The 23,609-nt window shown below is 73.7% G+C and carries 24 protein-coding genes; 9 read left to right on the top strand and 15 right to left on the bottom strand.

What is annotated here, in order from left to right; all coding sequences use genetic code 11:
- Positions 1-3 precede the first annotated feature (3 nt).
- The 4 genes from GBN72_RS28530 to GBN72_RS28515 form a co-directional block, all read right to left on the bottom strand.
- Positions 4-831 (bottom strand): MetQ/NlpA family ABC transporter substrate-binding protein, encoded by an 828-nt coding sequence (locus tag GBN72_RS28530; protein WP_151774826.1) that lies wholly within the window; start codon positions 829-831, stop codon positions 4-6.
- Between the two features lie 100 nt (positions 832-931).
- Entirely contained in the window at positions 932-1,684 is a 753-nt protein-coding gene (locus GBN72_RS28525; protein WP_151774825.1) for a methionine ABC transporter permease, read from the bottom strand.
- Positions 1,681-2,733: a methionine ABC transporter ATP-binding protein gene (locus GBN72_RS28520; RefSeq protein ID WP_164540925.1), complete on the bottom strand. Its 1,053-nt coding sequence runs from the start codon at positions 2,731-2,733 to the stop codon at positions 1,681-1,683. Before GBN72_RS28520 ends, GBN72_RS28525 begins: the two co-directional genes overlap by 4 nt.
- Before the next feature lie 409 nt (positions 2,734-3,142).
- Positions 3,143-3,796 carry an HAD-IA family hydrolase gene (locus GBN72_RS28515; RefSeq protein WP_151774823.1) on the bottom strand — a complete coding sequence of 218 codons (654 nt, stop codon included), beginning with the start codon at positions 3,794-3,796 and terminating at the stop codon, positions 3,143-3,145.
- 137 nt (positions 3,797-3,933) lie between these two features.
- Here GBN72_RS28515 and GBN72_RS28510 point away from each other — a divergent pair, with 137 nt between their 5' ends.
- Both GBN72_RS28510 and GBN72_RS28505 read left to right on the top strand, forming a co-directional pair.
- Positions 3,934-4,293: a hypothetical protein gene (locus tag GBN72_RS28510; protein WP_151774822.1), complete on the top strand. Its 360-nt coding sequence runs from the start codon at positions 3,934-3,936 to the stop codon at positions 4,291-4,293.
- Position 4,294: 1 nt separating this feature from the next.
- Entirely contained in the window at positions 4,295-4,750 is a 456-nt protein-coding gene (locus tag GBN72_RS28505) for a hypothetical protein (RefSeq protein WP_151774821.1), read from the top strand.
- On the opposite strand, the gene GBN72_RS28500 is transcribed toward GBN72_RS28505, so the two are convergent.
- From GBN72_RS28500 to GBN72_RS28490, 3 genes are all read right to left on the bottom strand, one after another.
- Positions 4,732-5,277 carry a GNAT family N-acetyltransferase gene (locus GBN72_RS28500; RefSeq protein WP_151774820.1) on the bottom strand — a complete coding sequence of 182 codons (546 nt, stop codon included), beginning with the start codon at positions 5,275-5,277 and terminating at the stop codon, positions 4,732-4,734. The genes GBN72_RS28505 and GBN72_RS28500 overlap by 19 nt on opposite strands.
- A gap of 45 nt (positions 5,278-5,322) precedes the next feature.
- A complete protein-coding gene (locus GBN72_RS28495; RefSeq protein ID WP_151774970.1) occupies positions 5,323-5,817 on the bottom strand; it encodes a sigma-70 family RNA polymerase sigma factor in 495 nt (164 codons plus the stop codon).
- Between the two features lie 128 nt (positions 5,818-5,945).
- Positions 5,946-7,145, bottom strand: a complete 1,200-nt coding sequence (locus GBN72_RS28490) for a glycerophosphodiester phosphodiesterase (protein WP_151774819.1) — start codon at positions 7,143-7,145, stop codon at positions 5,946-5,948.
- A gap of 339 nt (positions 7,146-7,484) precedes the next feature.
- Here GBN72_RS28490 and GBN72_RS28485 point away from each other — a divergent pair, with 339 nt between their 5' ends.
- Both GBN72_RS28485 and GBN72_RS28480 read left to right on the top strand, forming a co-directional pair.
- The gene (locus GBN72_RS28485; protein ID WP_246212985.1) at positions 7,485-8,114 is read left to right on the top strand and encodes a lysophospholipid acyltransferase family protein; all 630 of its coding nucleotides are present in this window, start codon (positions 7,485-7,487) and stop codon (positions 8,112-8,114) included.
- A 563-nt stretch (positions 8,115-8,677) separates the two neighbouring features.
- On the top strand, positions 8,678-9,214 hold the full coding sequence (locus tag GBN72_RS28480; RefSeq protein ID WP_151774817.1) for a hypothetical protein: 537 nt from the start codon (positions 8,678-8,680) through the stop codon (positions 9,212-9,214).
- A 77-nt stretch (positions 9,215-9,291) separates the two neighbouring features.
- On the opposite strand, the gene argH is transcribed toward GBN72_RS28480, so the two are convergent.
- Positions 9,292-10,722: an argininosuccinate lyase gene (gene argH / locus GBN72_RS28475; protein ID WP_151774816.1), complete on the bottom strand. Its 1,431-nt coding sequence runs from the start codon at positions 10,720-10,722 to the stop codon at positions 9,292-9,294.
- Positions 10,723-10,933: 211 nt separating this feature from the next.
- Between argH and GBN72_RS28470 the strand changes: the two genes are divergently transcribed.
- A complete protein-coding gene (locus tag GBN72_RS28470; protein ID WP_151774815.1) occupies positions 10,934-11,521 on the top strand; it encodes a pyridoxamine 5'-phosphate oxidase family protein in 588 nt (195 codons plus the stop codon).
- Positions 11,522-11,531: 10 nt separating this feature from the next.
- Positions 11,532-12,242 carry a L,D-transpeptidase family protein gene (locus tag GBN72_RS28465; RefSeq protein WP_151774814.1) on the top strand — a complete coding sequence of 237 codons (711 nt, stop codon included), beginning with the start codon at positions 11,532-11,534 and terminating at the stop codon, positions 12,240-12,242.
- 18 nt (positions 12,243-12,260) lie between these two features.
- Here GBN72_RS28465 and GBN72_RS28460 read toward each other — a convergent pair whose 3' ends face one another.
- From GBN72_RS28460 to GBN72_RS28430, 7 genes are all read right to left on the bottom strand, one after another.
- Positions 12,261-12,812, bottom strand: a complete 552-nt coding sequence (locus tag GBN72_RS28460) for an arginine repressor (protein WP_151774813.1) — start codon at positions 12,810-12,812, stop codon at positions 12,261-12,263.
- 34 nt (positions 12,813-12,846) lie between these two features.
- Positions 12,847-14,034, bottom strand: a complete 1,188-nt coding sequence (locus GBN72_RS28455; RefSeq protein WP_151774812.1) for an acetylornithine transaminase — start codon at positions 14,032-14,034, stop codon at positions 12,847-12,849.
- The gene (argB, locus tag GBN72_RS28450) at positions 14,031-14,975 is read right to left on the bottom strand and encodes an acetylglutamate kinase (RefSeq protein WP_151774811.1); all 945 of its coding nucleotides are present in this window, start codon (positions 14,973-14,975) and stop codon (positions 14,031-14,033) included. Before argB ends, GBN72_RS28455 begins: the two co-directional genes overlap by 4 nt.
- Positions 14,972-16,123: a bifunctional glutamate N-acetyltransferase/amino-acid acetyltransferase ArgJ gene (gene argJ, locus GBN72_RS28445; RefSeq protein ID WP_151774810.1), complete on the bottom strand. Its 1,152-nt coding sequence runs from the start codon at positions 16,121-16,123 to the stop codon at positions 14,972-14,974. The genes argB and argJ overlap by 4 nt, the downstream gene beginning before the upstream one ends.
- A complete protein-coding gene (gene argC, locus GBN72_RS28440; RefSeq protein WP_151774809.1) occupies positions 16,120-17,160 on the bottom strand; it encodes an N-acetyl-gamma-glutamyl-phosphate reductase in 1,041 nt (346 codons plus the stop codon). Before argC ends, argJ begins: the two co-directional genes overlap by 4 nt.
- Positions 17,161-17,341: 181 nt before the next feature.
- Positions 17,342-17,995 carry a hypothetical protein gene (locus GBN72_RS28435; protein ID WP_151774808.1) on the bottom strand — a complete coding sequence of 218 codons (654 nt, stop codon included), beginning with the start codon at positions 17,993-17,995 and terminating at the stop codon, positions 17,342-17,344.
- Positions 17,992-18,312, bottom strand: a complete 321-nt coding sequence (locus GBN72_RS28430; protein WP_246212975.1) for a hypothetical protein — start codon at positions 18,310-18,312, stop codon at positions 17,992-17,994. The genes GBN72_RS28435 and GBN72_RS28430 overlap by 4 nt, the downstream gene beginning before the upstream one ends.
- A 264-nt stretch (positions 18,313-18,576) precedes the next feature.
- Between GBN72_RS28430 and GBN72_RS28425 the strand changes: the two genes are divergently transcribed.
- From GBN72_RS28425 to GBN72_RS28415, 3 genes are read left to right on the top strand one after another with little or no spacing between them, the layout of a single operon-like run.
- Positions 18,577-22,137 carry a CHAT domain-containing protein gene (locus GBN72_RS28425; RefSeq protein ID WP_151774806.1) on the top strand — a complete coding sequence of 1,187 codons (3,561 nt, stop codon included), beginning with the start codon at positions 18,577-18,579 and terminating at the stop codon, positions 22,135-22,137.
- Entirely contained in the window at positions 22,134-22,895 is a 762-nt protein-coding gene (locus GBN72_RS28420; RefSeq protein ID WP_151774805.1) for a serine/threonine-protein kinase, read from the top strand. The genes GBN72_RS28425 and GBN72_RS28420 overlap by 4 nt, the downstream gene beginning before the upstream one ends.
- The gene (locus GBN72_RS28415; protein ID WP_151774969.1) at positions 22,895-23,602 is read left to right on the top strand and encodes an RES family NAD+ phosphorylase; all 708 of its coding nucleotides are present in this window, start codon (positions 22,895-22,897) and stop codon (positions 23,600-23,602) included. Before GBN72_RS28420 ends, GBN72_RS28415 begins: the two co-directional genes overlap by 1 nt.
- The last annotated feature ends 7 nt before the right edge of the window (positions 23,603-23,609 follow it).

Raw genomic sequence — 23,609 nt, 5'->3', positions numbered from 1 at the left:
GTCCTAGAAGGTGGCGAGGACGGAGCCGGCGTACTTGTCCTCGATGAACTTCTTCACCTCGGGGGAGGTGAGCAGCTTCTCGAGCTTCTTGACGCGCGGGTCGTCCTGCGAGCCCTCCTTGACGACGAGGTAGTTGCCGAAGGGGCTGTTCTCGGCGGCCTCGAGGACGAGGGCGTCCTCGGCGGGCTTCAGGTCGGCCTCGATGGCGTAGTTGCCGTTGACCACGGCGGCGTCGACGTCGCCGAGGGCGCGCGGGGTCTGGGCGGCCTCGATCTCCTTGAACTCCAGCTTCTTGGGGTTCTTGGTGATGTCGGCCGGGGTGGCGTCGGCCTCGGAGCCCTTCTTCAGCTCGATCAGGCCGTTGTCGGCGAGGAGCTTGAGGGCGCGCGCCTCGTTGGCGGTGTCGTTCGGTACGGCGATCGTGGAGCCGTTCTTCAGCTCGTCGACCTTCTCGAACTTGTCGGAGTAGAGGCCGAGGGGCTCCACGTGGACCGAGACGACCGGCACGAGGTGGGTGCCGTTCTTCTTGTTGAAGTCGTCGAGGTACGGCGTGGTCTGGAAGTAGTTCGCGGTGACCGAGCCGTCCTCGGTGGCGGTGTTGGGAGTCACGTAGTCGGTGAACTCCTTGACCTCGAGGTCGAGGCCGGCGTCCTTCGCCAGGTTGTCCTTGACGAAGGTGAGGACCTCCGCGTGCGGGACAGGGGTGGCGGCGACGACGAGCGGGCCGTCGGTGGAGGCGGCCTCGTCGTCGGAGCCGCCGCAGGCGGTCAGGCCCAGGGAGAGGGCTCCGGCGGTCAGGACGGCGGTGGTGATCTTGGCGGTGTTACGCACGAAAAGTGCCTTTCCGTTGCGGCACGCGGGGCGTGCCTGGTGGTGCTCCCCCGCAAGGGGTGGTGCGGGGAGGTCTGTGGGGGGGGGTGGGGCGGCGGGCCTAGGCGGCCTGGCGGGCCTCGTCGGTGGCGCCGGCCGGGGCGTCGGGCTCCTTGGCCTTCAGCAGGCGCAGCCGGGGCGCGGGGCCGCCCCGTCCGCCGCGGCGGTGCAGGGCGCGGGCCACGGCGTCGCCCGCGTACTGGATGAGGGCGATGACCACGGCGAGGACCGCCACGGTGACCCACATCAGTCCGGTCTCGAACCGCAGGTAGCCCTGCTTGATGGCGAGGTCGCCGAGTCCGCCCGCGGCGACCGCACCGGCCATGGCGGAGTAGCCGATCAGCGCGACCACGGTCGTGGTGACCGAGGACACGAGGGAGGGCAGCGCCTCGGGGACGAGAACCCTGCGCACGACGGTCCAGGTGCTGCCGCCCATCGCCTGCACGGCTTCGACCAGCCCGTGGTCCACCTCGCGGACCGCGGTCTCGACGAGGCGCGCGAAGAACGGGATGGCGCCGATGGCCAGCGGCACGATGGAGGCGTCGCGGCCGATGTAGGTCCCCATGATCATCTTGGTGAAGGGGATCAGGGCGATCAGCAGGATGATGAACGGCAGCGAGCGGCCGAAGTTGACCACCTGGCCGACGACCTTGTTGACGACCACGTTCTGCAGCAGCCCGCCACGGTCGGTGAGGACCAGCAGGACGCCCAGCGGCAGACCGAGGACGACGGTCACCAGCGTGGACCAGCCGACCATGTAGAGGGTGTCCCAGCTGGCCTGGGTGAGCAGCGGCTGCATCTCGGACCAGGTCACTTGGCCACTTCCTTCACTTCGCTGCCGGCCGGGCGGGCCGGGGCGTCCTGGCCGACGAGCTCCACCTGGAGCCCCTGCTCGCGCAGGAAGCCGACGGGGACGACGTTGTCGTCGTAGCGGCCGGGCAGCTCGATGCGCATCCGGCCGATCTGGGCACCGCCGACGGTGTCGACCGCGGCGCCGAGGATGGAGACGTCCACGTTGTAGGTGCGGGCGAGCTGGGAGATCACCGGGCGGCCGGTGGACTCGCCGTGGAAGGTGATGTCCAGGACCGTGCTGTCCGGGCCGGAGGCGCCGCCGCCGACCGGGAAGAGCGCGGCGGCGAGCTGGGAGCCGGGCGTGGCGAGCAGTTCGTCGACGGTGCCGGACTCCACGACGCGGCCCCGCTCCATCAGCGCGGCGGAGTCGCAGACCGTCTTGACGACGTCCATCTCGTGGGTGATCAGCAGCACGGTCAGGCCGAGCTGCCGGTTGAGGTCGCGCAGCAGCTGGAGGATCGAGCGGGTGGTCTCCGGGTCGAGGGCGCTGGTGGCCTCGTCGGACAGGAGCACCTTGGGGTCGCCGGCCAGGGCGCGGGCGATGCCGACGCGCTGCTTCTGGCCGCCGGAGAGCTGGGCCGGGTAGGCCTTGGCCTTGTCGGCGAGGCCGACCAGGTCCAGGAGTTCCAGCGCCTTGGCGGAGCGCTCGCGGCCCGAGCGGCCGAGGATCTCGAGCGGAAGCTCGACGTTGTCCTGCACGGTGCGCGAGGAGAGCAGGTTGAAGTGCTGGAAGACCATGCCGATCCGGCTGCGGGCCTGCCGCAGTTCCCTGGAGGCGCGCTGGCCCCGTCCGGCGAGGGCGGTGAGGTCCTGGCCGTCGACGGTGACCGTGCCGGAGGTGGGGCGCTCGAGGAGGTTGACGCAGCGGATGAGCGAGGACTTGCCGGCGCCGGACTGGCCGATGACGCCGTAGACCTCGCCCTCGCGGACGTGCAGATCGACGCCGTCGATGGCGGTGACCTCCCGGCCGCCGGAGCGGTAGATCTTGGTCAGACCCGAGGTGGTGATCACAGGGGTTTCCGTCACTGTCGAGTGCCGGGGCTCGGTGGCGCCCGGACACGGGTGCATTCGGTCGGACCGCGGCACGGCGTGGCCCTCCGGCTCCGGTCACGGCGGTGTGACGGAGGGAGTGCGCGGGGATTCCGTGGTGCGCGGGCGGCACGGTGAGGCCGCGGGGCTCGCTTCGGGGCGCGAGGCCGGAACGTCTTGCGGGGGCCCTCTAACAGGCGCACATTCGACACATGCGACGAGCACCGGGCGTCGGGGTCGCCTCGGTCGCAGGAGTGGTGCCGCTCGTCGTGGTCATGCGGGTAAGTAAATCAGACGATCACTGGCAAGCGGGACAGGGTGTCCGGCATGCGGACACCCTGTCCCGCCGGTGGTGCGTTCCGGGCCGGTCCCCGGTCCGGTTCGGTCCGGCTCAGATGCGCGGGGAGACGACGATCCCGTCCGGCGTGACCTGCGCGGACAGTGCGGAGAGGTCCGGCACCACCAGGTCGGCGTCCAGTTCGTGTGCCGGGAGGGTTGTGGCCAAGGCCACCGTGCGCATCCCGGCGGCGCGGCCGGAGCGCAGGCCTGCCGGGGCGTCCTCGAAGACGACGCAGCGGGCGGGGTCGACGCCGAGCGCCTTGGCGGCGAGCAGGTAGGGCTCCGGGTCGGGCTTGCCGCGGGTGATGTCGTCGGCGGCGATCAGGGTGGTGGCCGTGAGGCCCACCAGGGCGAGCCGGGCCTCGGCGAGGCGGCGGGAGGCGGAGGTGACCACGGCCCACCGGTCGGCGGGCAGGCCGTGCAGGAACTCCCGGGTGCCGGGGAGCGGGACGACCCCGCCGTGGGGGACGTCCTCGAGCTCTATCTCCTCGATGCGGGCGAGGGCGGCGGGCACCCGCGGCGCGGGGAGCAGGTCCCTGATGATCTCCACGGCGGGGCGGCCGTGGAGTTCGATGCTCGTGAACCGTTCGTGGGTCACCCCGTGCTCGTGGGCCCACGCGGTCCAGGACCGGGTCACGGAGTCCAGGGAGGAGAGGAGGGTTCCGTCGTTGTCGAAGAGGAGCGCGTCCGCACGGAGGGTCGTCATGGGACCGACCTTAACCAAGCGGCGCGGCGGCGCTCCGGCGTCCTCGGCACCCCCTCCCACCAGCGGGAGCCGGGCCGGGCCGCGGAACCCCGGGGGCGGGCGGCGGGGGGACATACCCGCCGTAATAAGGTCTGCGCATGCTCGTAGCCCTGACCGTGGCGACCGCCGTGGCCGCACTCCTCCTCGCCGCCTGGTGCGGCTGGGCCGCCTGGCGGGACCAGCCGACCAAGGACTGGCACTTCATCGGCATGGGTGTGGTCGCGCTGCTGGCCACCGCGCAGCTGGTGGTCGGCATCGTGCAGCTGGCCCGCGGCGAGCAGCCCGAGCAGGGCACCGTGATCTTCGTGGCCTACCTGCTCGGCGCGTTCGCCTGTGTGCCGGTCGCCGGGTTCATGTCGCTGACCGAGCGCACCCGCTGGGGTTCGCTCACGGTGGCCGCGGGCGGTTTCGTCCTGGCCGTGCTGCAGGTGCGGCTCTACGACATCTGGGGAGCCTGAGATGACGTCGCGGCAGAAGCCGAGCTCCGGGCGGAGGGCGAGCTCCGGGCAGAGGCTGATCTCCGGGCCGGGCATCCTCCTGGTCTGGCTGTACGGCGTGATGGTGGTCGGCGCGGTGTCCCGCTCGGCGTACCAGATCTCCACCGAGTTCGACCGGGCCCCGCTGGCCTACTCGTTGTCCGCGCTGGCCGGTGTGGTCTACGGCTTCATCACGTACACGCTGGTGCGCGGCGGCGAGCGGGCCCGGCGGGCGGCGGTGGTGTGCTGCGCCGCCGAGCTGCTCGGCGTCCTGGTGGTCGGCGCCTGGACGCTGGCCGACCCCGGGGCCTTCCCCGACGCGACGGTCTGGTCCGACTTCGGGATGGGCTACCTCTTCATCCCGGTGCTGCTGCCGGTGACCGCGCTGTACTGGCTGGTCCGGGCCCGGGCCGCGGACCGTCAGGCGGTCGCCGCGTAGACCGCCGTCCCGGCGTCGGGGTCCTGCGCGGCGGGACCCTGGGCGGCGACGGCCGTGGTGCGCTCCAGCACGATCCGCGGGATGCCGTCGGGCCCGTCGGCGCGGCCGGTGGCCTCGTAACCCAGGCTGCGGTAGAGCCGCAGGCCGGGCTCGCTGCGGACGCCGGCGCTGAGCCGGAAGGCGGCGACGGGGACGGCCTCGGTCAGCGCGGCCTCGGCGGCGCGCAGCAGCCGGGCGCCGATGCCGTGACCCTGGAGGCGGGGGTGGACGCACAGCCCGTCGATCTCACCCGAGCCGTCGGCCGTGGCACGTCCGTAGACGGCGCCGATCACCTCCTCGCCCAGCCGGGCCACGCAGACGATCCCGGCGGTGATCCGGTCCCGGACGTCGGCGAGGGACTCGGTCAGCGGGCCGATGCGGTGGTCGCCGTAGAGCGCCGCCTCGCTCTGGAAGCACAGATACCTGAGCCGGAAGATCTGCTCGGCGTCCTGCTCGGCCGCCCTGGAGATGGTCACGCTCATGCCCATGTGTGCATGCCTCCCGCTCACTTGCTCACCAGTGGTCCTTCACACCTATCCCCGCCTCGGACGGGGCGCAACCTCCGGACCGAGGAGCCGACGCAGACATCCCAGACATCGGGAGCGTTCCGGGCCGAGACTGCCCTGTGAGATACCCAACTCCCGGGCGATCTCGCGGTAGGTGAGGTCTCGTGGGGAGAACAGCGCGCCGAGCAGCCGGGGGCAGCGGCCGGGCAGGCGCCGGACGGCGTCCTGAAGGGTCCGGCGGCGGGCGGAGGCCAGGGCGAGCTGCTCGGGGCCGGGGCGCGTCTCGTCGGCCGGGTCGCGGTGCAGGGCGCCCTCCCGGCGGGCGGCGCGGCGCAGCGCCCGGACCTCGGCGCGCACCGCCGCGCGCAGCCAGCGGGCGGGGTCGCGCGGCGGGTCCGACCGCTCCAGTCGTTCCAGCAGGCGGAGCCAGACGCCCTGTTCCAGGTCGCGGGCCTCGCCTCCGGCCGCCGCGGCCTCGGCCGCCGCCTCGGCGGCCAGCAGGGGGCGCAGCTCGGCCACCATGTCGTCCGGCTTCACATGGGCACAGGACGGCGGGCCGGCGGCGGCGGTTGCCGCCACCGGCCCGATTCACCCTGCGGGAGGGCTTCCAAGGCGTCGGGTTGACGCCCTGCGTCCTGGCGCGGGCCGGGTCAGCGGGCGGCGCGCCAGAGTTCGCGGGCCAGCAGGCCGGTGTCCGGCTGGTCGGTGAAGACGCCGTCGATGCCGGTGTCGAAGTAGGCGGCGAAGGCGCCGAACGCGTCGCCGTAGGCGTCCGGCCCGGTGCCGCGGCGGAATTCCGCGGGCAGGAACGGGTTCTCGTTGCGCATCGTGTACGGGTGGAGGACCAGGCCCGCCGCGTGCGCGTCGGCGACCAGGGTGGTCGGCGAGGTCAGGTTGCCCGCGGCGTCGCGCGGGACGATCAGGTCGAGGGTGGGGCCGATGCCGTCGGCGAAGGAGGCGATCCAGGCGAGGCCCTGCGGGGTGATCAGGTCGGAGACCTTGCGGGGGTCGCCCTGCCGCTGGAAGTCCCAGGGGCGGCTGCCGGCCGAGGAGAGCAGGACGGCGAGCGGGTTGTCGACCAGCTTCCGCATCCGCTGCACGCTGGTCGGCTCGAAGGACTGGAGGAGCACCGGCGAGGTGCGGCGGTCCTTGCCGTGCCGCCGGAGCAGCTTGGCGAGGCGCTCCTCCAGGGGCAGGCCCCGCTCGCGGAAGTAGGTGGGGTGCTTGAGCTCCGGGTAGACGAAGACCTGCTTGCCGCGCCTGCGGGTCTGCTCGTCCTGCCAGCGAAGCACCTCCTCGAAGGTGGGGATCCCCCACACGCCGTCGTAGAGCGTGTTGTGCGGGCGGTTGGCCGGGATCCGCTCCTTGGCGCGCAGGGTCTTCAGCTCGGCCAGCGTGAAGTCCTCGGTGAACCAGCCGGTCGTGGCGACGCCGTCGAGTTGCTTGGTGGTGCGGCGGGAGGCGAACTCGGGGTGGTCGGCGACGTCGGTCGTGCCGCCGATCTCGGGCTCGTGGCGGCAGACCAGGTGGCCGTCCCTGGTGATCACCAGGTCGCCGGCCTCGACGATGTCGGCGCCGAGGTCCAGGGCCAGGTCGTACGCGCCGAAGGTGTGCTCCGGGCGGTGGCCGCTGGCGCCGCGGTGGGCGATCACGGCGGGCTTCGGCAGCCCGGCGGCGCCGCGTCCGCGGCCCTTCCCGCCGTCGGCCGCCGCGGCGGTGCCGCCGGTGCCCAGTGCGGCCGCGGAGGCGCCCAGCAGGGCGGCGCCCAGGACGGCCCGCCGCCCGGCGCCGGGGGCGGGGGCGGTCTCTGCCGGTCCTTCGGACGCTGCGGGACCTGTGGTTCTCGCCATCGGTGCTCCCTCGTGAGGTCACGACTTCGGGTCGGCCGGATCGTAGGTGCGTGTACATGACGACTGAAGGTCTCCGGGAGGACGGGGCGGAAAACAGCGGGTGTCGTCTCTCCGCCCCGCCCGCCACCGCGCGCGTGTGACGGTCCGGTTTCGCCGTGTGCGGCGGGAGTGACTCCGTGTCAACACTGTGCAACGAGTCCGTCAACCGGATGTGCAACCTGGCCGCCCGCGCGAGTATCGTCCTCACCTGCACGGACTCGTCCGTTTCCGTCGGACCCCTTGACATGGGAGGGCTCGTTGTCCCGCTTCGCGCTCATCAAGGCAGTGCTCGGACCGATCATGCGCCTGATGTTCCGCCCACGCGTAGAAGGCGCGGAGAACATTCCCGGGACGGGGGCGGTGATCCTGGCCGGAAACCACCTCACCTTCATCGACTCCATCGTCCTCCCGCTGGTCACCGACCGGCAGGTCCTGTTCATCGGCAAGGACGAGTACGTCACCGGCAAGGGGTTCAAGGGCCGCCTGATGGCGTGGTTCTTCACCGGCGTCGGCATGATCCCGGTCGACCGGGACGGGGCCAACGGCGGCGTGGCGGCGCTGATGACGGGGCGGCGGGTGCTGGAGGAGGGCAAGGTCTTCGGCATCTACCCGGAGGGCACCCGCTCCCCCGACGGCCGCCTCTACCGGGGCCGCACGGGCATCGCGCGGCTGACCCTGATGACGGGCGCGCCGGTGGTGCCGTTCGCCATGATCGGCACGGACAAGCTGCAGCCGGGCGGCAAGGGCATGCCCCGGCCGGGGCGGGTCACGGTGCGGTTCGGCGAGCCGATGGAGTTCTCCCGCTACGAGGGCATGGACCGGGACCGGTACGTGCTGCGGGCGGTGACGGACTCGGTCATGACGGAGGTCATGCGGCTGTCGGGGCAGGAGTACGTCGACATGTACGCCACCAAGGCGAAGGCGGCGTGACGGGGGGCCTCCCCCGCCCCCGGTACGCGTGACCCGGACTTCACCCGGTGCCCGCGAACACCCCCACCACCGCCACGCCCCGTCCCCGTTCCGCCGGCGCGCGGCCGTACCACCGTGCGGTGGGCAACTCCCGCCCTCCCTCCCGTCTGCGGGCAGTCGTGCCGCTGGGGCGATGGGGGTCCTCCCCCAGACTCCGTCCGGGGGCACCCCCACCTGCTCGAGCGAAGCCGAGAGCTTGGGGGAGGGTGGGCGCAGGCCTCACGTACGCACGTGACGGCTCGCTCCGCAGAACGTAAGCCCCTCCGGGAAGGGGGCGGGTCGGGGGATGAACAGTCCTGTCCGCCCAGGCCCGGCTTGGACCCGCCGCAGTGAGCACCCGTGCGTACGGCACCGCGAGGCTTGCGCATGGTGGAGCGGACCGCTCGCCGCGTACGGCGCCGCCCTGCGCCCGCCCGTGCCGCCCCCTGGGCGGCCCAGCCGCCCGCAGAACGGCGAGGCAGGCACCCGCAGAACGGCGGGGCGGTCGTACCGCGGGGCGTCGGGGTGGGGGCAACCGGGGAGGCGTGGGGGGCGTCCAGGTGCGGTACGGCTTCGGCCTGCACACCACCCTGCTCCTGACGGTCTGCGTGCCCTCCGCGGTCTTCTTCGTCCAGTCGCGGGAGAACCTGCCGCTCGCACAGCTCCTCCTGGGTCTGCCGCTGTGCGGAGCCGGCGTGGCCATGGCGCTGGTGATCGCCTGCTCGCGCGAGGTGGCCCTGCGGGTGGACGCGTCGGGCATCCTGCTGGGCAGGCCCGTCCTGCGGCGCCGGGGGTCGGCGGTGCTGGTGCCCTGGGAGGACGTCCAGGAGATCTGCCTCTGGCGGCAGTGGGCGCTCGACAGCACCACACGGTGGGTCGGGGTGACCGGACGGCCCGATGCTCCCGCGTTCCCCGGAAGGGACGCGAAGGCCGCGGGGAAGAGGGACCGGACGGTCCCCGCCTGGGTGCCGGCCGAGGCCGCCCGGACGGGCGTCCCGGTGTACGGCTGGCGGCTGGACCGCGGGCGTCTCGACGCGGCGCTCGCCCACCACGCGCCTCACGTCCCCGTCAGGCGTGGCTGACTGCTCCTCCCCCGGACGGCTCCGGCCCCCGTCCCGCGCGGGCGGAACAGGGGCCGGGACCCGAGGCGCGGCGACGGTCAGCCGCGGCGCGCGCCGGACCAGGCGTGCTGGGCGGCGAGGTTCTGCTTGACCTCGGCGAGCTGGACGGCGACCGCGCTGGGGGCGGTGCCACCCCGGCCGTCGCGGGAGGCCAGCGCCCCGGGGACGTTGAGGACCGTCCGCACCTGAGGCGTGAGGTGCTCGCTGATCTTGGCGAACTGCTCGTCGGTCAGTTCGTCGAGCTCCTTGCCCTCCGCCTCCGCGGCCTTGACGCACTCGCCGGCCACCTCGTGCGCCACCCGGAACGGCACGCCCTGCTTGACCAGCCACTCGGCGATGTCGGTGGCGAGCGAGAACCCGGCCGGGGCCAGCTCCTCCATGCGCTCGCGGTGCACGGTGAGGGTGGCCATCATGCCCGTGAAGGCGGGGAGCAGGACCTCGAGCTGGTCGATGGAGTCGAAGACCGGCTCCTTGTCCTCCTGGAGGTCGCGGTTGTACGCGAGGGGGAGGGCCTTCAGCGTGGCCATCAGGCCGGTGAGGTTGCCGATCAGGCGGCCCGACTTGCCGCGCGCCAGTTCGGCGATGTCCGGGTTCTTCTTCTGCGGCATGATCGACGAGCCGGTGGAGAAGGCGTCGTGGAGGGTGACGAAGGAGAACTCCTTCGTGTTCCAGATGATGATCTCCTCGGCGATGCGGGAGATGTTGACGCCGATCATCGCGGTGATGAACGCGAACTCGGCGACGAAGTCGCGGGAGGCCGTGCCGTCGATGGAGTTGGCGGCGGAGCCGTGCTCGAAGCCGAGGTCCTTGGCGACGGCCTCCGGGTCGAGGCCGAGCGAGGAACCGGCCAGCGCGCCGGAGCCGTAGGGGGAGACCGCGGTGCGCTCGTCCCACTGGCGCAGCCGCTCGGCGTCCCGGGACAGCGCCTGGACGTGGGCCAGCACGTGGTGGGCGAAGAGCACCGGCTGGGCGTGCTGGAGGTGGGTGCGGCCCGGCATGGCCACGTCCGGGTGGGCCTCGGCGAGGCCGACCAGGGCGTCCTGGAGGTCGGCGATCAGACCGCCGACGATCCGGGCGTGGTCGCGCAGGTACATGCGGAAGAGCGTGGCGACCTGGTCGTTGCGCGACCGGCCGGCGCGGAGCTTGCCGCCGAGGTCCGGGCCGAGCCGTTCCAGCAGGCCGCGTTCGAGGGCGGTGTGCACGTCCTCGTCGGCGATGGTCCCGGTGAAGGCGCCGGAGGTGACGTCCTGCTCGAGCTGGTCGAGGCCGGCGATCATGCGCTCGAGTTCGTCGGCGGTGAGCAGACCGGCCTGGTGCAGCACACGCGCGTGCGCGCGGGAGCCCGCGATGTCGTAGGGCGCCAGCCGCCAGTCGAAGTGGACCGACGCGGACAGCTTCGCCAGCGCCTCGGCGGGCCCGTCGGCGAACCGGCCGCCCCAGAGGCGGACGTCACCGCTGTTGCTGCTCACTTGCTGTGCTCCTCGTTGCCGGAAGGCCGATGGGATGCGATCACCGTGGTACGTCGATCACCCTGGCACGTCACACGTCGTCGCTATGCATGATTATGCAGCTCTCCGCATGGGTAGTCAATCGGCCCCGTGCCGCGGGCCACCAGGATGCGGCGTCCACCCATCGGATATCGATGTACACGCCGCGCAACTCCGCTGGAGGATAGGGCACATGGGTAAGTCATACGACCGGATCGACGACCGGCTCCGCGCGTTCATCGAGGCACAGCCCGTCTTCTTCACCGCCACGGCGCCGCTCACCGCCGACGGCACGGTCAACCTCTCCCCCAAGGGCCTCAAGGGCTCGCTGGCCGTGCTGGACGAGCGGACCGTCGCCTATCTGGACTTCGCCGGCTCCAACGCCGAGACGGTGGCGCATCTGCGGGAGAACGGCCGGATCACCCTGATGTGGTGCGCCTTCCAGGGCCCGCCGACCGTGCTGCGGGTGCACGGCACGGGGGAGGCCGTCCTGCGCGACGACGCCCGCTTCCCGGATCTGCTGGCGCACTTCCCGGACATCGAGTCCGGGAACCACGGCCTGCGGGCGATCGTCGTGGTGACCGCGCGGCTGATCCGGGACGCCTGCGGGTTCGCCGTGCCGTACATGGCCTACGAGAGCGACCGGGAGCTGCACGCCCAGCGGTTCGCCAGGGAGGACGACGAGTCGCTGAGCGCCTACTTCGCCAAGAAGGACCACATCGCGACCAGCATCGACGGCCTGCCCGGCGTGCCGCTGCCGCTGCCCCCGGTGGCGCGCTGACGATGGGCGCATGCGCCTACGTGCCTTCGCGCTCGCCTGCTGCCTGCCCCTGCTCTGCGCCTGGACCGCGCCGGGCGCCCCGCCGCCGGACGAGACCCTGCCCGGGCGGATGGCGGACACCGGGGGCGGCTCCCAGCTGATCACCGCCGAGGCGGCGTCCACGGCGAGCACCACCGGCACGGTCACCTGGTGGGAGCGGACGGGCGGCGGCCGCTGGGAGCGGGCCGGCTCGGCGCCCGCGCGGTTCGGGGCGAACGGGCTCACCGACGGCGCGACCCGCCGTCAGGGCACCGCCACCACGCCCACGGGGCTTTTCGGTCTGCCGTTCGCCTTCGGCGTCGAGCCCGCGCCCGCGGGCGCCCGGTACCCGTACCGCCGGGTGGGGCCCGACGCGTGGTGGTGCCAGGACAACGGCTCCCGCGCGTACAACCGCTGGAGCGAGCCGCTGGCCGCCGACTGCCGGCCCGGCGAGGCCGAGCACCTGATCGGCTACCCGCGGCAGTACGCGCACGCGCTCGTCGTCGGCTTCAACTACCGCGAGCCGGTGCGGGAGCGCGGCGCGGGCGTCTTCCTGCACGTCGACGGCAGCGGCGCGACGGCCGGCTGCGTCTCGGTGCCGGCCGACGCCATGCGCCGCGTCCTGCGCTGGGCCGACCCCGCCCGGGCCCCGCACATCGCCATCGGCACCGCGGGCGGGCCGACGGCGATCACCCGGTACTGAGCCGCCGGCCGGCGGCCGTCACGGGGACGTGCGGCGGCTGTTCTGGGCCAGCGACAGCAGGTGGTCGGCGAGCGCCTGGCCGCCGGTCGCCTCGCGGCTGATCAGCAGCAGGGTGTCGTCGCCGGCGATGGTGCCCAGGATGTCGTGCAGCTCCGCCTGGTCGATGGCCGAGGCGAGGAACTGCGCGGCCCCGGGCGGGGTGCGCAGGACCACGAGGTTGGCGGACGCCTCCGCCGAGATCAGCAGCTCGCCGGAGAGCCGCCGCATCCGCTCCTCCTTGGCGGACTCCCCCAGCGGCGCCCGGGGCGTGCGGAAGCCGCCCTCGCTGGGCACCGCGTAGATCAGCTCGCCGTCGGTGTTGCGGATCTTCACCGCGTTCAGCTCGTCGAGGTCCCGGGAGAGCGTCGCCTGGGTGACGCTCAGTCCGTCGTCGGCGAGCAGCTTGGCCAGCTGGCTCTGCGACCGCACCGGCTGCCGGTTGAGGATGTCGACGATCCGGCGGTGCCGTGCGGTGCGGGTCTGCGGCACGGCGGGCCCGCCCTGCTGCTCGTGGTCCTGCGCCTGACTCATCGTGTTCTACGTCTCCGGATCCGGTCGTCCGCCCTCAGCGGGCTGTGGCATCGGCCGTGGCGAGGATGCCGGGGAGCGCCTGGAGGAAGGCGTCCGTCTCCGCGTCGGCGAGGGTCAGCGGGGGCATCAGCCGCACGACGTCGGGGGCGGGCGCGTTCACCAGGAACCCGGCCTCCTGGGCCGCCTGCTGCACCTGCGGTGCGAGCGGCCCGGTGAGCACGATACCCAGCAGCAGGCCCTCGCCCCGGACGTGGGAGACCAGCGCGCTGTCCAGCGCCTCGATCCCGGTGACCAGCCGCTCGCTCTGCCGCTTGACGTTGTCGAGCAGCCCGTCGTCCGCGATGGTGTCCAGGACGGCGAGGCCGGCCGCGCAGGCGACCGGGTTGCCGCCGAAGGTGGTGCCGTGGTGGCCCGGCCGGAACAGCTCGGCGGCGCGGCCGAAGGCGACGGTGACGCCCAGCGGCAGGCCTCCTCCGATGCCCTTGGCGAGGGTGACCACGTCGGGCAGCACGCCCTCGTGGGCCTGGTAGGCGAACCAGTTGCCGGTGCGTCCGATGCCGGTCTGCACCTCGTCCAGGACGAGCAGCGCGCCGCTCGCCGCAGTGATGGCGCGGGCCGCCTTGAGGTAGCCGGCCGGGGGCACGACCACGCCGTTCTCGCCCTGCACCGGCTCGATGATCACCATGGCGGTCTCGTCGGTGACGGCGGCCGCCAGGGCCTGCGCGTCGCCGTAGGGGACGTGGGTGACGTCGCCGGGGAGCGGGAGGAACGGTTCCTGCTTGCCGGGCTGGCCGGTGAGGGCCAGCGCGCCCATGGTGCGGCCGTGGAAACCGCCCTGGGTGGCCACGACGTGGCGGCGGCCGGTGAGCCGGCCGAGCTTGAAGGCGGCCTCGTTGGCCTCGGCGCCGGAGTTGCAGAAGAAGACCCGGCCGTCCCGCCCGAACAGTTCCAGCAGCCGCTCGGCGAGCGCCACGGGCGGCTCGGCGACGAACAGGTTGGAGACGTGGCCCAGCGAGGCGATCTGCCGGGACACCGCCTCCACGACCGCCGGGTGGGCGTGGCCCAGGGCGTTGACGGCGATGCCGCCGACGAAGTCGAGGTACTCCTTGCCCTCGGCGTCCCAGACCTTGGCGCCCTCGCCGCGGACCAGCGGCAGCCGGGGGGTGCCGTAGTTGTCCATCAGGGCGCCGTTCCAGCGCTCCGTCAGTCCGGCGTTGCTCACGACTGCCCCTTCTCGTCGGCGACGGCGGGATCGTCGGGCACGACCATCGTGCCGATCCCCTCGTCGGTGAAGATCTCCAGCAGGATCGAGTGCTGGACCCGGCCGTCGATGACGCGGGCGTTGCCGACGCCGTTGCGCACGGCGTGCAGGCAGCCCTCCATCTTCGGCACCATGCCGGAGGACAGCTCCGGCAGGAGTTTCTCGAGCTCGCTCGCGGTGAGGCGGCTGATCACCTCGTCGCTGTGGGGCCAGTCCTCGTAGAGCCCTTCGACGTCCGTGAGGACCATGAGCGTCTCGGCGTCGAGCGCCGCAGCGAGTGCCGCAGCCGCCGTATCAGCATTGACGTTGTAGACATGTCCGTCGTCCTGGGAGCGGGCGATCGACGACACGACCGGGATCCGGCCGTCGGCCAGCAGCGCCTCGATGGCGCCGGTGTCGATCGCGGTGATCTCGCCGACCCGGCCGATGTCGACGAACTCGCCGTCGATCTCGGCGAGGTGCTTGGTGGCGGTCAGGGTGTGGGCGTCCTCGCCGGTCAGGCCGACGGCGAGCGGGCCGTGCTCGTTCAGCAGGCCGACCAGCTCGCGCTGGACCTGCCCGGCGAGCACCATCCGGACCACGTCCATGGCCTCCTCGGTGGTGACCCGCAGGCCGGCCTTGAACTCGCTGACGATGCCGTGCCGGTCGAGCGCCGCGCTGATCTGCGGGCCGCCGCCGTGCACCACGACCGGCTTCAGCCCGGCGTGGTGCAGGAAGACGACGTCCTGCGCGAAGGCGGCCTTGAGCTGCTCGTCGACCATGGCGTTGCCGCCGAACTTGATGACGACGGTCTTCCCGCGGTGGCGGGTCAGCCAGGGCAGCGCCTCGATGAGGATCTGCGCCTTGGGCAGGGCGGTGTGCCGGCGCGTGGGGCCGCTGCCGTTCTTCCCGGTCGTCGTCATGAGGAGTACGCGCTGTTCTCGTGGACGTAGTCCGCGGTGAGGTCGTTGGTCCAGATGGTGGCCGTCTCGTCGCCGGCCGCGAGGTCGGCGACGATGTGCACCTCGCGGTAGCGCATGTCGACCAGCTCCCGGTCCTCGCCGACGCCGCCGCCCTTGCAGACCCACACGCCGTTGATGGCGACGTTGAGCCGGTCGGGCTCGAACGCGGCGCCCGTGGTGCCGATGGCGGAGAGCACTCGGCCCCAGTTGGGGTCCTCGCCGTGGATGGCGCACTTCAGGAGGTTGTTGCGGGCGATCGAGCGCCCCACCTCGACGGCGTCGGCCTCGGAGGCGGCGTTGACGACCTCCACCTTGATGTCCTTGCTGGCGCCCTCGGCGTCGCGGATCAGCTGCTGGCCGAGGTCGTCGCAGACCGCGCGGACGGCCTCGGCGAACTCCTGCCGGTCCGGGGTGACACCGGACGCGCCGGAGGCGAGGAGCAGCACGGTGTCGTTGGTCGACATGCAGCCGTCGGAGTCGACCCGGTCGAAGGTGACGCGGGTGGCGTCGCGCAGCGCCGTGTCGAGGACGGCGGGGTCCAGGTCGGCGTCGGTGGTGATCACGACGAGCATGGTGGCCAGGCCGGGGGCGAGCATGCCCGCGCCCTTGGCCATGCCGCCGACGGTCCAGCCGTCCTTGGTGACGACCGAGGTCTTGTGCACGCTGTCGGTGGTCTTGATGGCGATGGCCGCCTTCTCCCCGCCGTGCTCGGAGAGCTGGGCGGCGGCCGTGCCGACGCCCGGCAGCAGCTTGTCCATCGGCAGCAGGACGCCGATCAGCCCGGTCGAGCAGACCGCGACCTGGGCGGCGTTCAGGCCGAGGACCTCGGCGGCCTTCTCGGCGGTGGCGTGGGTGTCCTGGAAGCCCTTGGGGCCGGTGCAGGCGTTGGCCCCGCCGGAGTTGAGGACCACGGCGGACACCTCGCCGCCCTTGAGGACCTGCTCGGACCACAGGACCGGCGCGGCCTTGACGCGGTTGGAGGTGAAGACGCCGGCGGCGGACAGGCGGGGGCCGTTGTTGACGACCAGCGCGAGGTCGGGGTTGCCGTTCTCCTTGATCCCGGCGGCGATGCCCGCGGCCGTGAACCCCTTGGCTGCCGTGACACTCACGGTGCGACTCCGATCGTGGAAAGTCCGGTGGTCTCGTCCAGACCCAGTGCGATGTTCATGCTCTGCACCGCGCCGCCCGCGGTGCCCTTGGTGAGGTTGTCGATGGCGGCGACGGCGACGACCCGGCCGGCGGCCGCGTCGTGGGCCACCTGCACCTGGACGGCGTTGGAGCCGACGACGGAGCCGGTGGCCGGCCACTGCCCCTCGGGCAGCAGGTGGACGTACGGCTCGTCGGCGTACGCCTTGGCGTACGCGTCCCGCACGTCCTCGGCGGTGACGCCCGGCTTCACCTTGGCGCTGCAGGTGGCGAGGATGCCCCGCGGCATGGGCGCGAGGACCGGCGTGAACGACACGCCCACCCGCTGCCCCGCGACGGCGCTGAGGTTCTGGATCATCTCGGGGGTGTGCCGGTGGCCGCCGCCGACGCCGTAGGGCGACATGGACCCCATGACCTCGCTGCCCAGCAGGTGCGGCTTGGCGGCCTTGCCGGCGCCGGAGGTGCCGGACGCGGCGACGACCACCGCCTCCGGCTCGGCCAGGCCGGCGGCGTAGGCCGGGAACAGCGCGAGCGACACGGCGGTCGGGTAGCAGCCGGGCACCGCGACGCGCTTGGACCCCTCCAGCGCGGCACGGGCGCCCGGCAGTTCGGGAAGGCCGTACGGCCAGGTGCCGGCGTGCGGGGAGCCGTAGAACGCCTCCCAGTCGGCGGCGTCGGCGAGGCGGAAGTCCGCGCCCATGTCGACCACCAGCACGTCCGGGCCGAGCTGGTCGGCCACGGCCGCGGACTGCCCGTGCGGCAGCGCGAGGAACACCACGTCGTGCCGTCGGTCCCGGCCGGCGAGCACCTCGGGCGTGGTCTCCTCCAGCACCCGGTCGGCCAGCGGCAGCAGGTGCGGCTGCAGCGCGCCGAGCCGCTGTCCGGCGTTGGAGTTCCCGGTCAGCGCGCCGATCTCCACCTCGGGGTGCGCGAGCAGCAGGCGCAGCAGTTCCCCGCCCGCGTATCCACTCGCTCCGGCAACCGCCACTCGTACCGTCATGGGTCCTCCCTATCGATGGCACGACTATACGGTGGCCCGCATTTTTATGCAATGCCCTCATGGTGGGCGCGCCCCGGTCCCGGTCCCTGGGGCGAGGGCGGGGCGCGGGGGCCGGGTCCGGGTCCGGGTCCGGGGTCCGGAGCCCGGGGGCGGGGACCGGGGGGCGGGGCCCGGGGCCGCCTCACTTGGCGGCGGGGGCTCCTGGGCAGGTCTCCACCGCGATGACCGCCGTGGCCTCCGCCAGCGACACGCGCACCTCGCCCAGTTCCGTCCTCAGGACCAGCGTGCCGCGTTCCGCGCGTCGGGGGGTGCCGCACTCGGTGCCGGCCGGGGTCCTCACCAGGATGCGGGGCTTGTCCTTCCCCGGCCCGTACCAGGTGACCGCCACACCGGCCACGAGCAGCGCGCCGCACGCCATGGTGAGGGCCACGCCGCGGCGCATGGCGTCCACGGCCCGCATGGTCTCCAGGTGGTCGGCGGCCTGCGCCGTCGCGGGGCGGCCCGCTCCGGCGGTCGGTGTCGCCGACGGGGCGCCGTGCGCGGCGCGCAGCAGGAACAGGGCGCCCACCGCCCCGCAGACCAGGGAGACCAGCAGCATGGAGCCCACGACGGCGCCGTACGGCGGGGCCAGGGTGCCGACGTCGGCGCGCCCCTTGATCAGACCGAAGCTGAGCAGCCCGACGAAGAGACCGGCGAGGCCGTTGCGCCAGGCCGTGGCGGCCTCCCGGACCCGTGGCAGCTCCTCCGACAGCGCCTGGCGCATCCTGCGCGCCGCCTCCCGGTCGGCCGCGGTGGCCGGGCGCCCCGGGGCGAGGCGCGGCGGGGCCGGGGTCACAGGTCCTCCAGGCGGACGTTCCAGTAGGCGCCGCAGCCTTCCTCACCGGCCGGCCGGTCCTCGTGTCCGGTGGTGCAGGTGCACATCATCGGGATCTCGCGCACTCTCGGCCCGCGGCGGGGACTGCGGAAGGTGCGGGGCACGTGCTCGAAGACACAGGGGCAGCCGCACCGGGGGCAGGTCCCGCCGAGGACGGTCGCCTCGGGGTCGGACGAGAGGATCCGGGCGCCCCGCACGTACGCGGGCGCGTAGGCGTCGTCGGTGACCTCCTGGTAGGGGACGGACGGGCCGGCCGGCGGTTGTCCTGAGCTCGTCACGGTCGTCTCTCCCGGCATCGGGCCTCCCCCTGTGCTGTCTGCCTCGGGCGCCCCCAGCATGGCCGGAGGGGAGGCCGTCGTGCCACACCCTCCCCACAACCGCACGCGCGACGCCCCGAGGACGACCGGACGGCCCCCCGCCGGCCGGTGACGGACTCCGCGCAGGGTGAACTCCGGGCGGATTCCGGGCGGTTGGACGACTTCGGCGCAATGCGTCCCTCCGGGACGGTCGAATGGGCATGATGCCCTGGGGAGGAGCCGAGGATGAGCGACAGCGAGGCGACGGCACTGCCGGAGCGGGCCGGGGCGGCCCTGACGGCGACGGATTCCTGCCGGGTGCCGGACGATTTGGAGGCCTACGAAGGCCTGCGCGGGCCCGAACTGGACACATGGGTCACGCGGTGCGAGGCGCTGCTCGCCGAGGCGTCGGCCGCCGGCGCCCCGGCCGTGGAGCTGGCCGGCCGGCTGCGGGCCCGTCTGGGGCTGCTGGCCGGGATCCGGTGGGTGCTCGACCGCGCCGACGAGGACCGGCTGCGGGCGCTGGACCTGCTGGACTCGGCGCGGCAGTGCGACGCGCTGTCGCCCGAGGAGCGCGACACGGCGCGCAAGAACCTGATCCTCGTCCTGGTCCACCGGGTCAAGTCCCTGCCTCAGGCGTCGCAGACACGGTTCGACGTCGCCACCTTCGGCGAGTACCTCCGGGTGGGCACACCGGCCAGGTACGGCGGGGCCGGCTTCGTCGAGGACATGCAACTGCTCCTCCAGCTGGCCGCCGAGACCGGCGCGGACCGGCAGCTGCCCCCGCACCTGCGGGACCTGGCCCGGATCCTCCCGGTCCTCGCGGCGGGCCCCGCAGCCGACCCGGCGGCGATGACGGAGGCCGCCGAGCTGATGCTCGGCCAGGTGGACGCCTACCCCGCACCGCTGCGCCGCATGATCTCCGCGACGCTGCCGTTCCTGCGGAACCCCGCCCTCGTGCCGCCGTCGTCCGCCTCCCCGCCGTCGTCCGCCTCCCCGCCGTCGTCCGCCTCCCCGCCGTCGGACGGGCCCGGCCCGGTCGACGACCCGGAGTACCTGCGGGAGATGCTGGCCCTCCTCGAGGCGACCTCCCCCGGTGTGGTGGACAGCGACGAGGTCGGCGACCTCCTGCACCGGCTGTCCCAGGACGACGCCCCCTTGTCGTCCCGGATGAACGCCGTCATGCTGCACGCCGCGCAGGCCCTGCGCACCGGGGACCGGCGGCAGTTGCGGACCGCGATGGCCCAGCTCAAGGAGTCGGCCGGGGAGCTGGAGGAGGCGGGCCGCGCCGACTGGCTCCCCATCGCCACCTCGGTCCTCCTGACGGTCGCGGGCATGACCGGCGGCTCCCTGCAGGACATGGAGGCCGCGAGCCAGGTGCTGAACGCCCTCCCCCCGCTTCCGGAGGGCTCGGCCCCCGACCCGATGCGCACCCTCGCCGACGCGATGCGCCTCCAGATGCGCGTCGTCGCCGCGAACGAGAGCCGCGACCTGGCCCTGGTGGACGACCTCATCGCCCAGATGGAGGGGCTGCGGAACGGCCTCGAACCGGCGACCGCCTGGGAGGCTCCCGCGATCCTCACCTACCACCTGGGCTACGCCCATCTGGTGCGGGCCGGGATCACCCGTGACCGCGAGGACATGCAGAAGGCCGTCTCCCACATGGAGACCGCGTGGGCGAGCCTGGGCATGGCGGGCGGCACGCTGGAGAGCATGCGGGACGTCTCCTCGGCCCCGCTGCGGGCCCTGTCCACGATGCTCGGCTCGGACCCCGAGGAACTGCGGGCGGGCATCCGGCAGACCAGGGCCGCGCTCGAACGTCCCGACGCCACGGTCGACTTCCAGGTGAAGACCCGCACCGCGCTGGCGATCGGCCTGGACAGCCTGTACCTGCGCACCGGCGACCCGGCGGCCCTGGACGAGGCCGTGACCGAGGCCCGGGCGGCGTGCGCCGCGCTTCCGCCGGGCGGCGGGGCGCCCGACGGGTCGAGTGCGCACTGGCTGTACGCGTCGCTGCTCGCCGACCGTGCGGCCGCCCGCCCCGGCACCCCCGAGGCCGCGGACGACCTGTCGGCGGCCGTCACCGCCGCCCGCGACTCGCTCCGCGCCACGGCCGACGAGGTGCTGCTCCAGCAGGGGGTGCGGCACGGTCTTCAGGTCGCTCGGGGCGGCGCGGACCACGGTCGGGTGGCCGCCGCGTGGGCCCTGGGCGCCGGCCGCGTCGACGAGGCGGTCGACTGCCTGGAGGCGGGCCGCTCGCTGGTGCTCGCCGCCGCGGCCGAGTCACGGGGCGTCGCCGACCGGCTCGAGGCCCTGGGGGCCACGGAACTGGCGACGCGCTGGCGGGAGGCGGTCACCCCGCCGGCCGGCGGGGGATTTCCGCTCCCGGACCTCGGGGCCCTGTTCCCGGGCGACGGCCCGCTCGCCGAACTCCCCGGTGACGTGCGGCGGGAGGCCCTCGACCTGCTGCGGGCGCGGCAGGTCGGGGCCGAGCCCGCCTCCCCGGCCGAACGCGTGGCCGCGCTGCGGGCCGGCCTGGCCCCCGCGGGCGTGGACGTCATGGTCCACCTGCTGCCCGGCACCGGGACGAACGACGGCGCCGTGCTGCTCACCACGCCCGGCGGTCCCACCCGGGCCGTCGGACTGCGCGCCCTGTCGGCCGAGGGCCGCGCCTCGGTGGCCGGGCTGACGGAGGCCGGTGCGCGGTGGAAGGAGGTGACCCGTGGCGGCCGCACCGTCTCGCCGCAGGAGAGGAAGCGGGTGCACGCCCAGTGGCTGGACGCCCTCGACCAGGTCTGTGTCTGGGCCGGAACCGTCCTGGGCCCGGTCTTCGACGAACTCGGCCTGTGGGAGCGCGCGTTGTCCGAGCCGGAGCTGAGCGCCGCCTGGGAGGGCGGCGGGCTCGATCCGGTGCGGCTGGTGCTGGTGCCCTGCGGCGATCTGGGCGTGGTGCCCTGGCCCGCCGCGGTGCTGCGTCCGCCGGCCCTGCCTGGCGCGCCGCCGGAGGTCCGGGTCTTCGACGTCGCGGTCGTCTCGCACGCGGCGTCCGGTCAGGAGTTCCTCCGGGCCTCCGCCCGCAGCCGCCTCGAGCCGGGGCAGCGCCCGGCGCTGGTCTTCCACGGGGACGAGTACGGCCAGCTGGCCTGGGCGGAGAAGGAGAGCCAGCTCCTGCACGAGCACTGCTACCCGCAGGCCGAGACGTACGAGAACGAGGGCTCGCCCGCCACGCCGGAGGTCGTCCTCTCGCTGCTCGGAGGGCGCGCCGCGGCCCCCGCCTCGCTGGTCCAGCTCTCCTGCCACGGTGTCGCCGGCCCCGACCCGACGACGTCCGCCCTGGTGCTGGCCGGTCCGGGGCGGGACGGGGAGCCGGGTGAGGAACACCTCACGCTCACCGCCCTGCTGGAGACCCCGCACGACGGCGAGGCGTACCGCTCGCGCGGCCCGGTGGTGGTGTGCTCGGCCTGCGAGACCGACCTGACCACCCGCGACCACGACGAGGCCCTGACCGTCACCTCCGTGCTGGTGCACCGGCTGGCCGCCGATGCCGTCGGCACCCGGTGGGGCGTGGACGACATCGACTCGGTGGTCCTGACGCTGGTCCTGCACGACCGGATCGCGGCGGGCGTCGCACCGCCCGACGCCCTGCGCGCCGCCCAGCGCTGGATGGTCGCCGCGCCGGGCGACCGGCCCCCGGTGCCGGCGCTGGAGGGGTTCCCCCGGCGCTTCTGGGACCGGAGCTTCGACGAGAGCGACGTCTGGGCGGCGTTCGTCCACCACGGCAACCCCTCGGGAGGTGTGCGGAAGTGAACTCGGAGGAACTGATCGGCTTCCTGGCGGCCCATCAGGAGGCGCTGGTGAGCTGTCTCGCGGACGACGGCGTCTCGGCGGACGAGCGGGAGGAGGTGGTCGCCGCCCTGCGCGAGGTGAGGGACGCGGTGGCGGAGGGACGGCCGGCCGGCTCGGCCGTCCGGCGGCTGCGCCGGGCGCTGGCCGTCCTGCCCGAGGACAGCCCGTTGTCCGACGCCCTGACCGGTCACCGGTACGCGGTGACCGGAACCGGCGCCCCCTCCGTGCCGTCCGCCGAGGCCCTGACGTCGCTCCTGACGGGCCTGTCGGCGGGACTGTCGGCCGGGCTGTCGGCCGGGCCGCGCGGCGGACCGGCGGCGGGAGCGGCGGAGGGGCCGGCGGACCCGGGCCCGGAGGAGCTGCTGGCGCGGTCCCGGGACCAGCTGCTGGCGGCCCCCGCGCTGACCGAGCGGGAACACGCCGAGTTCCTCGCCGGACACGGCCCGGACCCCGCGCTGATCCGGCTCCGGTCTCCACGGTCACGACCGGACTCCCCGCCACGCTGTCCGCGGTTCCAGTTCCGGCCGGGCACGCTGGAGCCCGTCCCCGTCGTCCTGCGCGTCAACCGGCTGCTCCGCGCGGACCTGGACCCCTGGGGCGCCGCCGACTGGTGGCTGGGCAGGAACACCTGGCTGCAGGGCGTGCCGGCGGACCTGCTGGGCGTCCTGCCCGACGAGGAGATCGAAGTGGCGGCGCTCGAGCTGGTGGAGGCCGGCTGATGGCCCTCCAGGTCCCGCCCGAGGGCGTGAAGATGGAGCCGGTGCTCACCGTGCTCCCGGCCGGAACCCTCGTCTGGCGATGCCACTCCGAGGAGTACGGCCCGGTCGAGTTCAACCCCAACCCCGCCCATCTCTACTTCAAGGGCAACCGCTTCGACGCGACGGAGCGGGACCCGTACCCCTACCTGTACGCGGCGCTGGAGCCGCTGACCGCGCTGGCCGAGGTCTTCCTGCGGTCCGTGGAGTTCGACGGACCCGGGGCCGTCCGGCGGATCCCGTGGGCGCAGGCGTCCCGGTACCTGCTCACCGCGGTGCGCACCACCGCGGACGTGCGGCTGGTGGACCTCACCACGGCGGAGGGGCTGGCCACGGTGTGGCAGGACGAGTGGCTGGTCGACTGCGAGCACCGGGAGTACGACAAGACCCGCTACTGGGTCCAGGTGATCCGGGAGCACTGCTCCTCGGCGCAGGGGCTGCGCTGGGTCTCCAAGCGCTGCCGTCCCCGGGAGGCCGTGCAGTTCTTCGGCGACCGGGGCGAGCCGTTCGCGGGGGCCCAGGGCGCCGAGGCCCGCTACCACTTGGGCCGCACGGCCGACGTCCGGGAGGTCAACCGGATGCTGTCGCCGCTGCGCGCGGTCATCTCGGGTTCCGACGGTTCCGACGGTTCCGACGGTTCCGACGGTTCCGACGGTTCCGACGGGGAGTGAAGGCCGA

Origin of the sequence: Streptomyces abyssomicinicus (genome assembly GCF_008974245.1) — a bacterium.
GTDB lineage: Bacteria > Actinomycetota > Actinomycetes > Streptomycetales > Streptomycetaceae > Streptomyces > Streptomyces abyssomicinicus.
The sequence above is the reverse complement of the archived record's forward strand: the minus strand, read 5'-3'. Positions and strand labels throughout refer to the sequence as shown.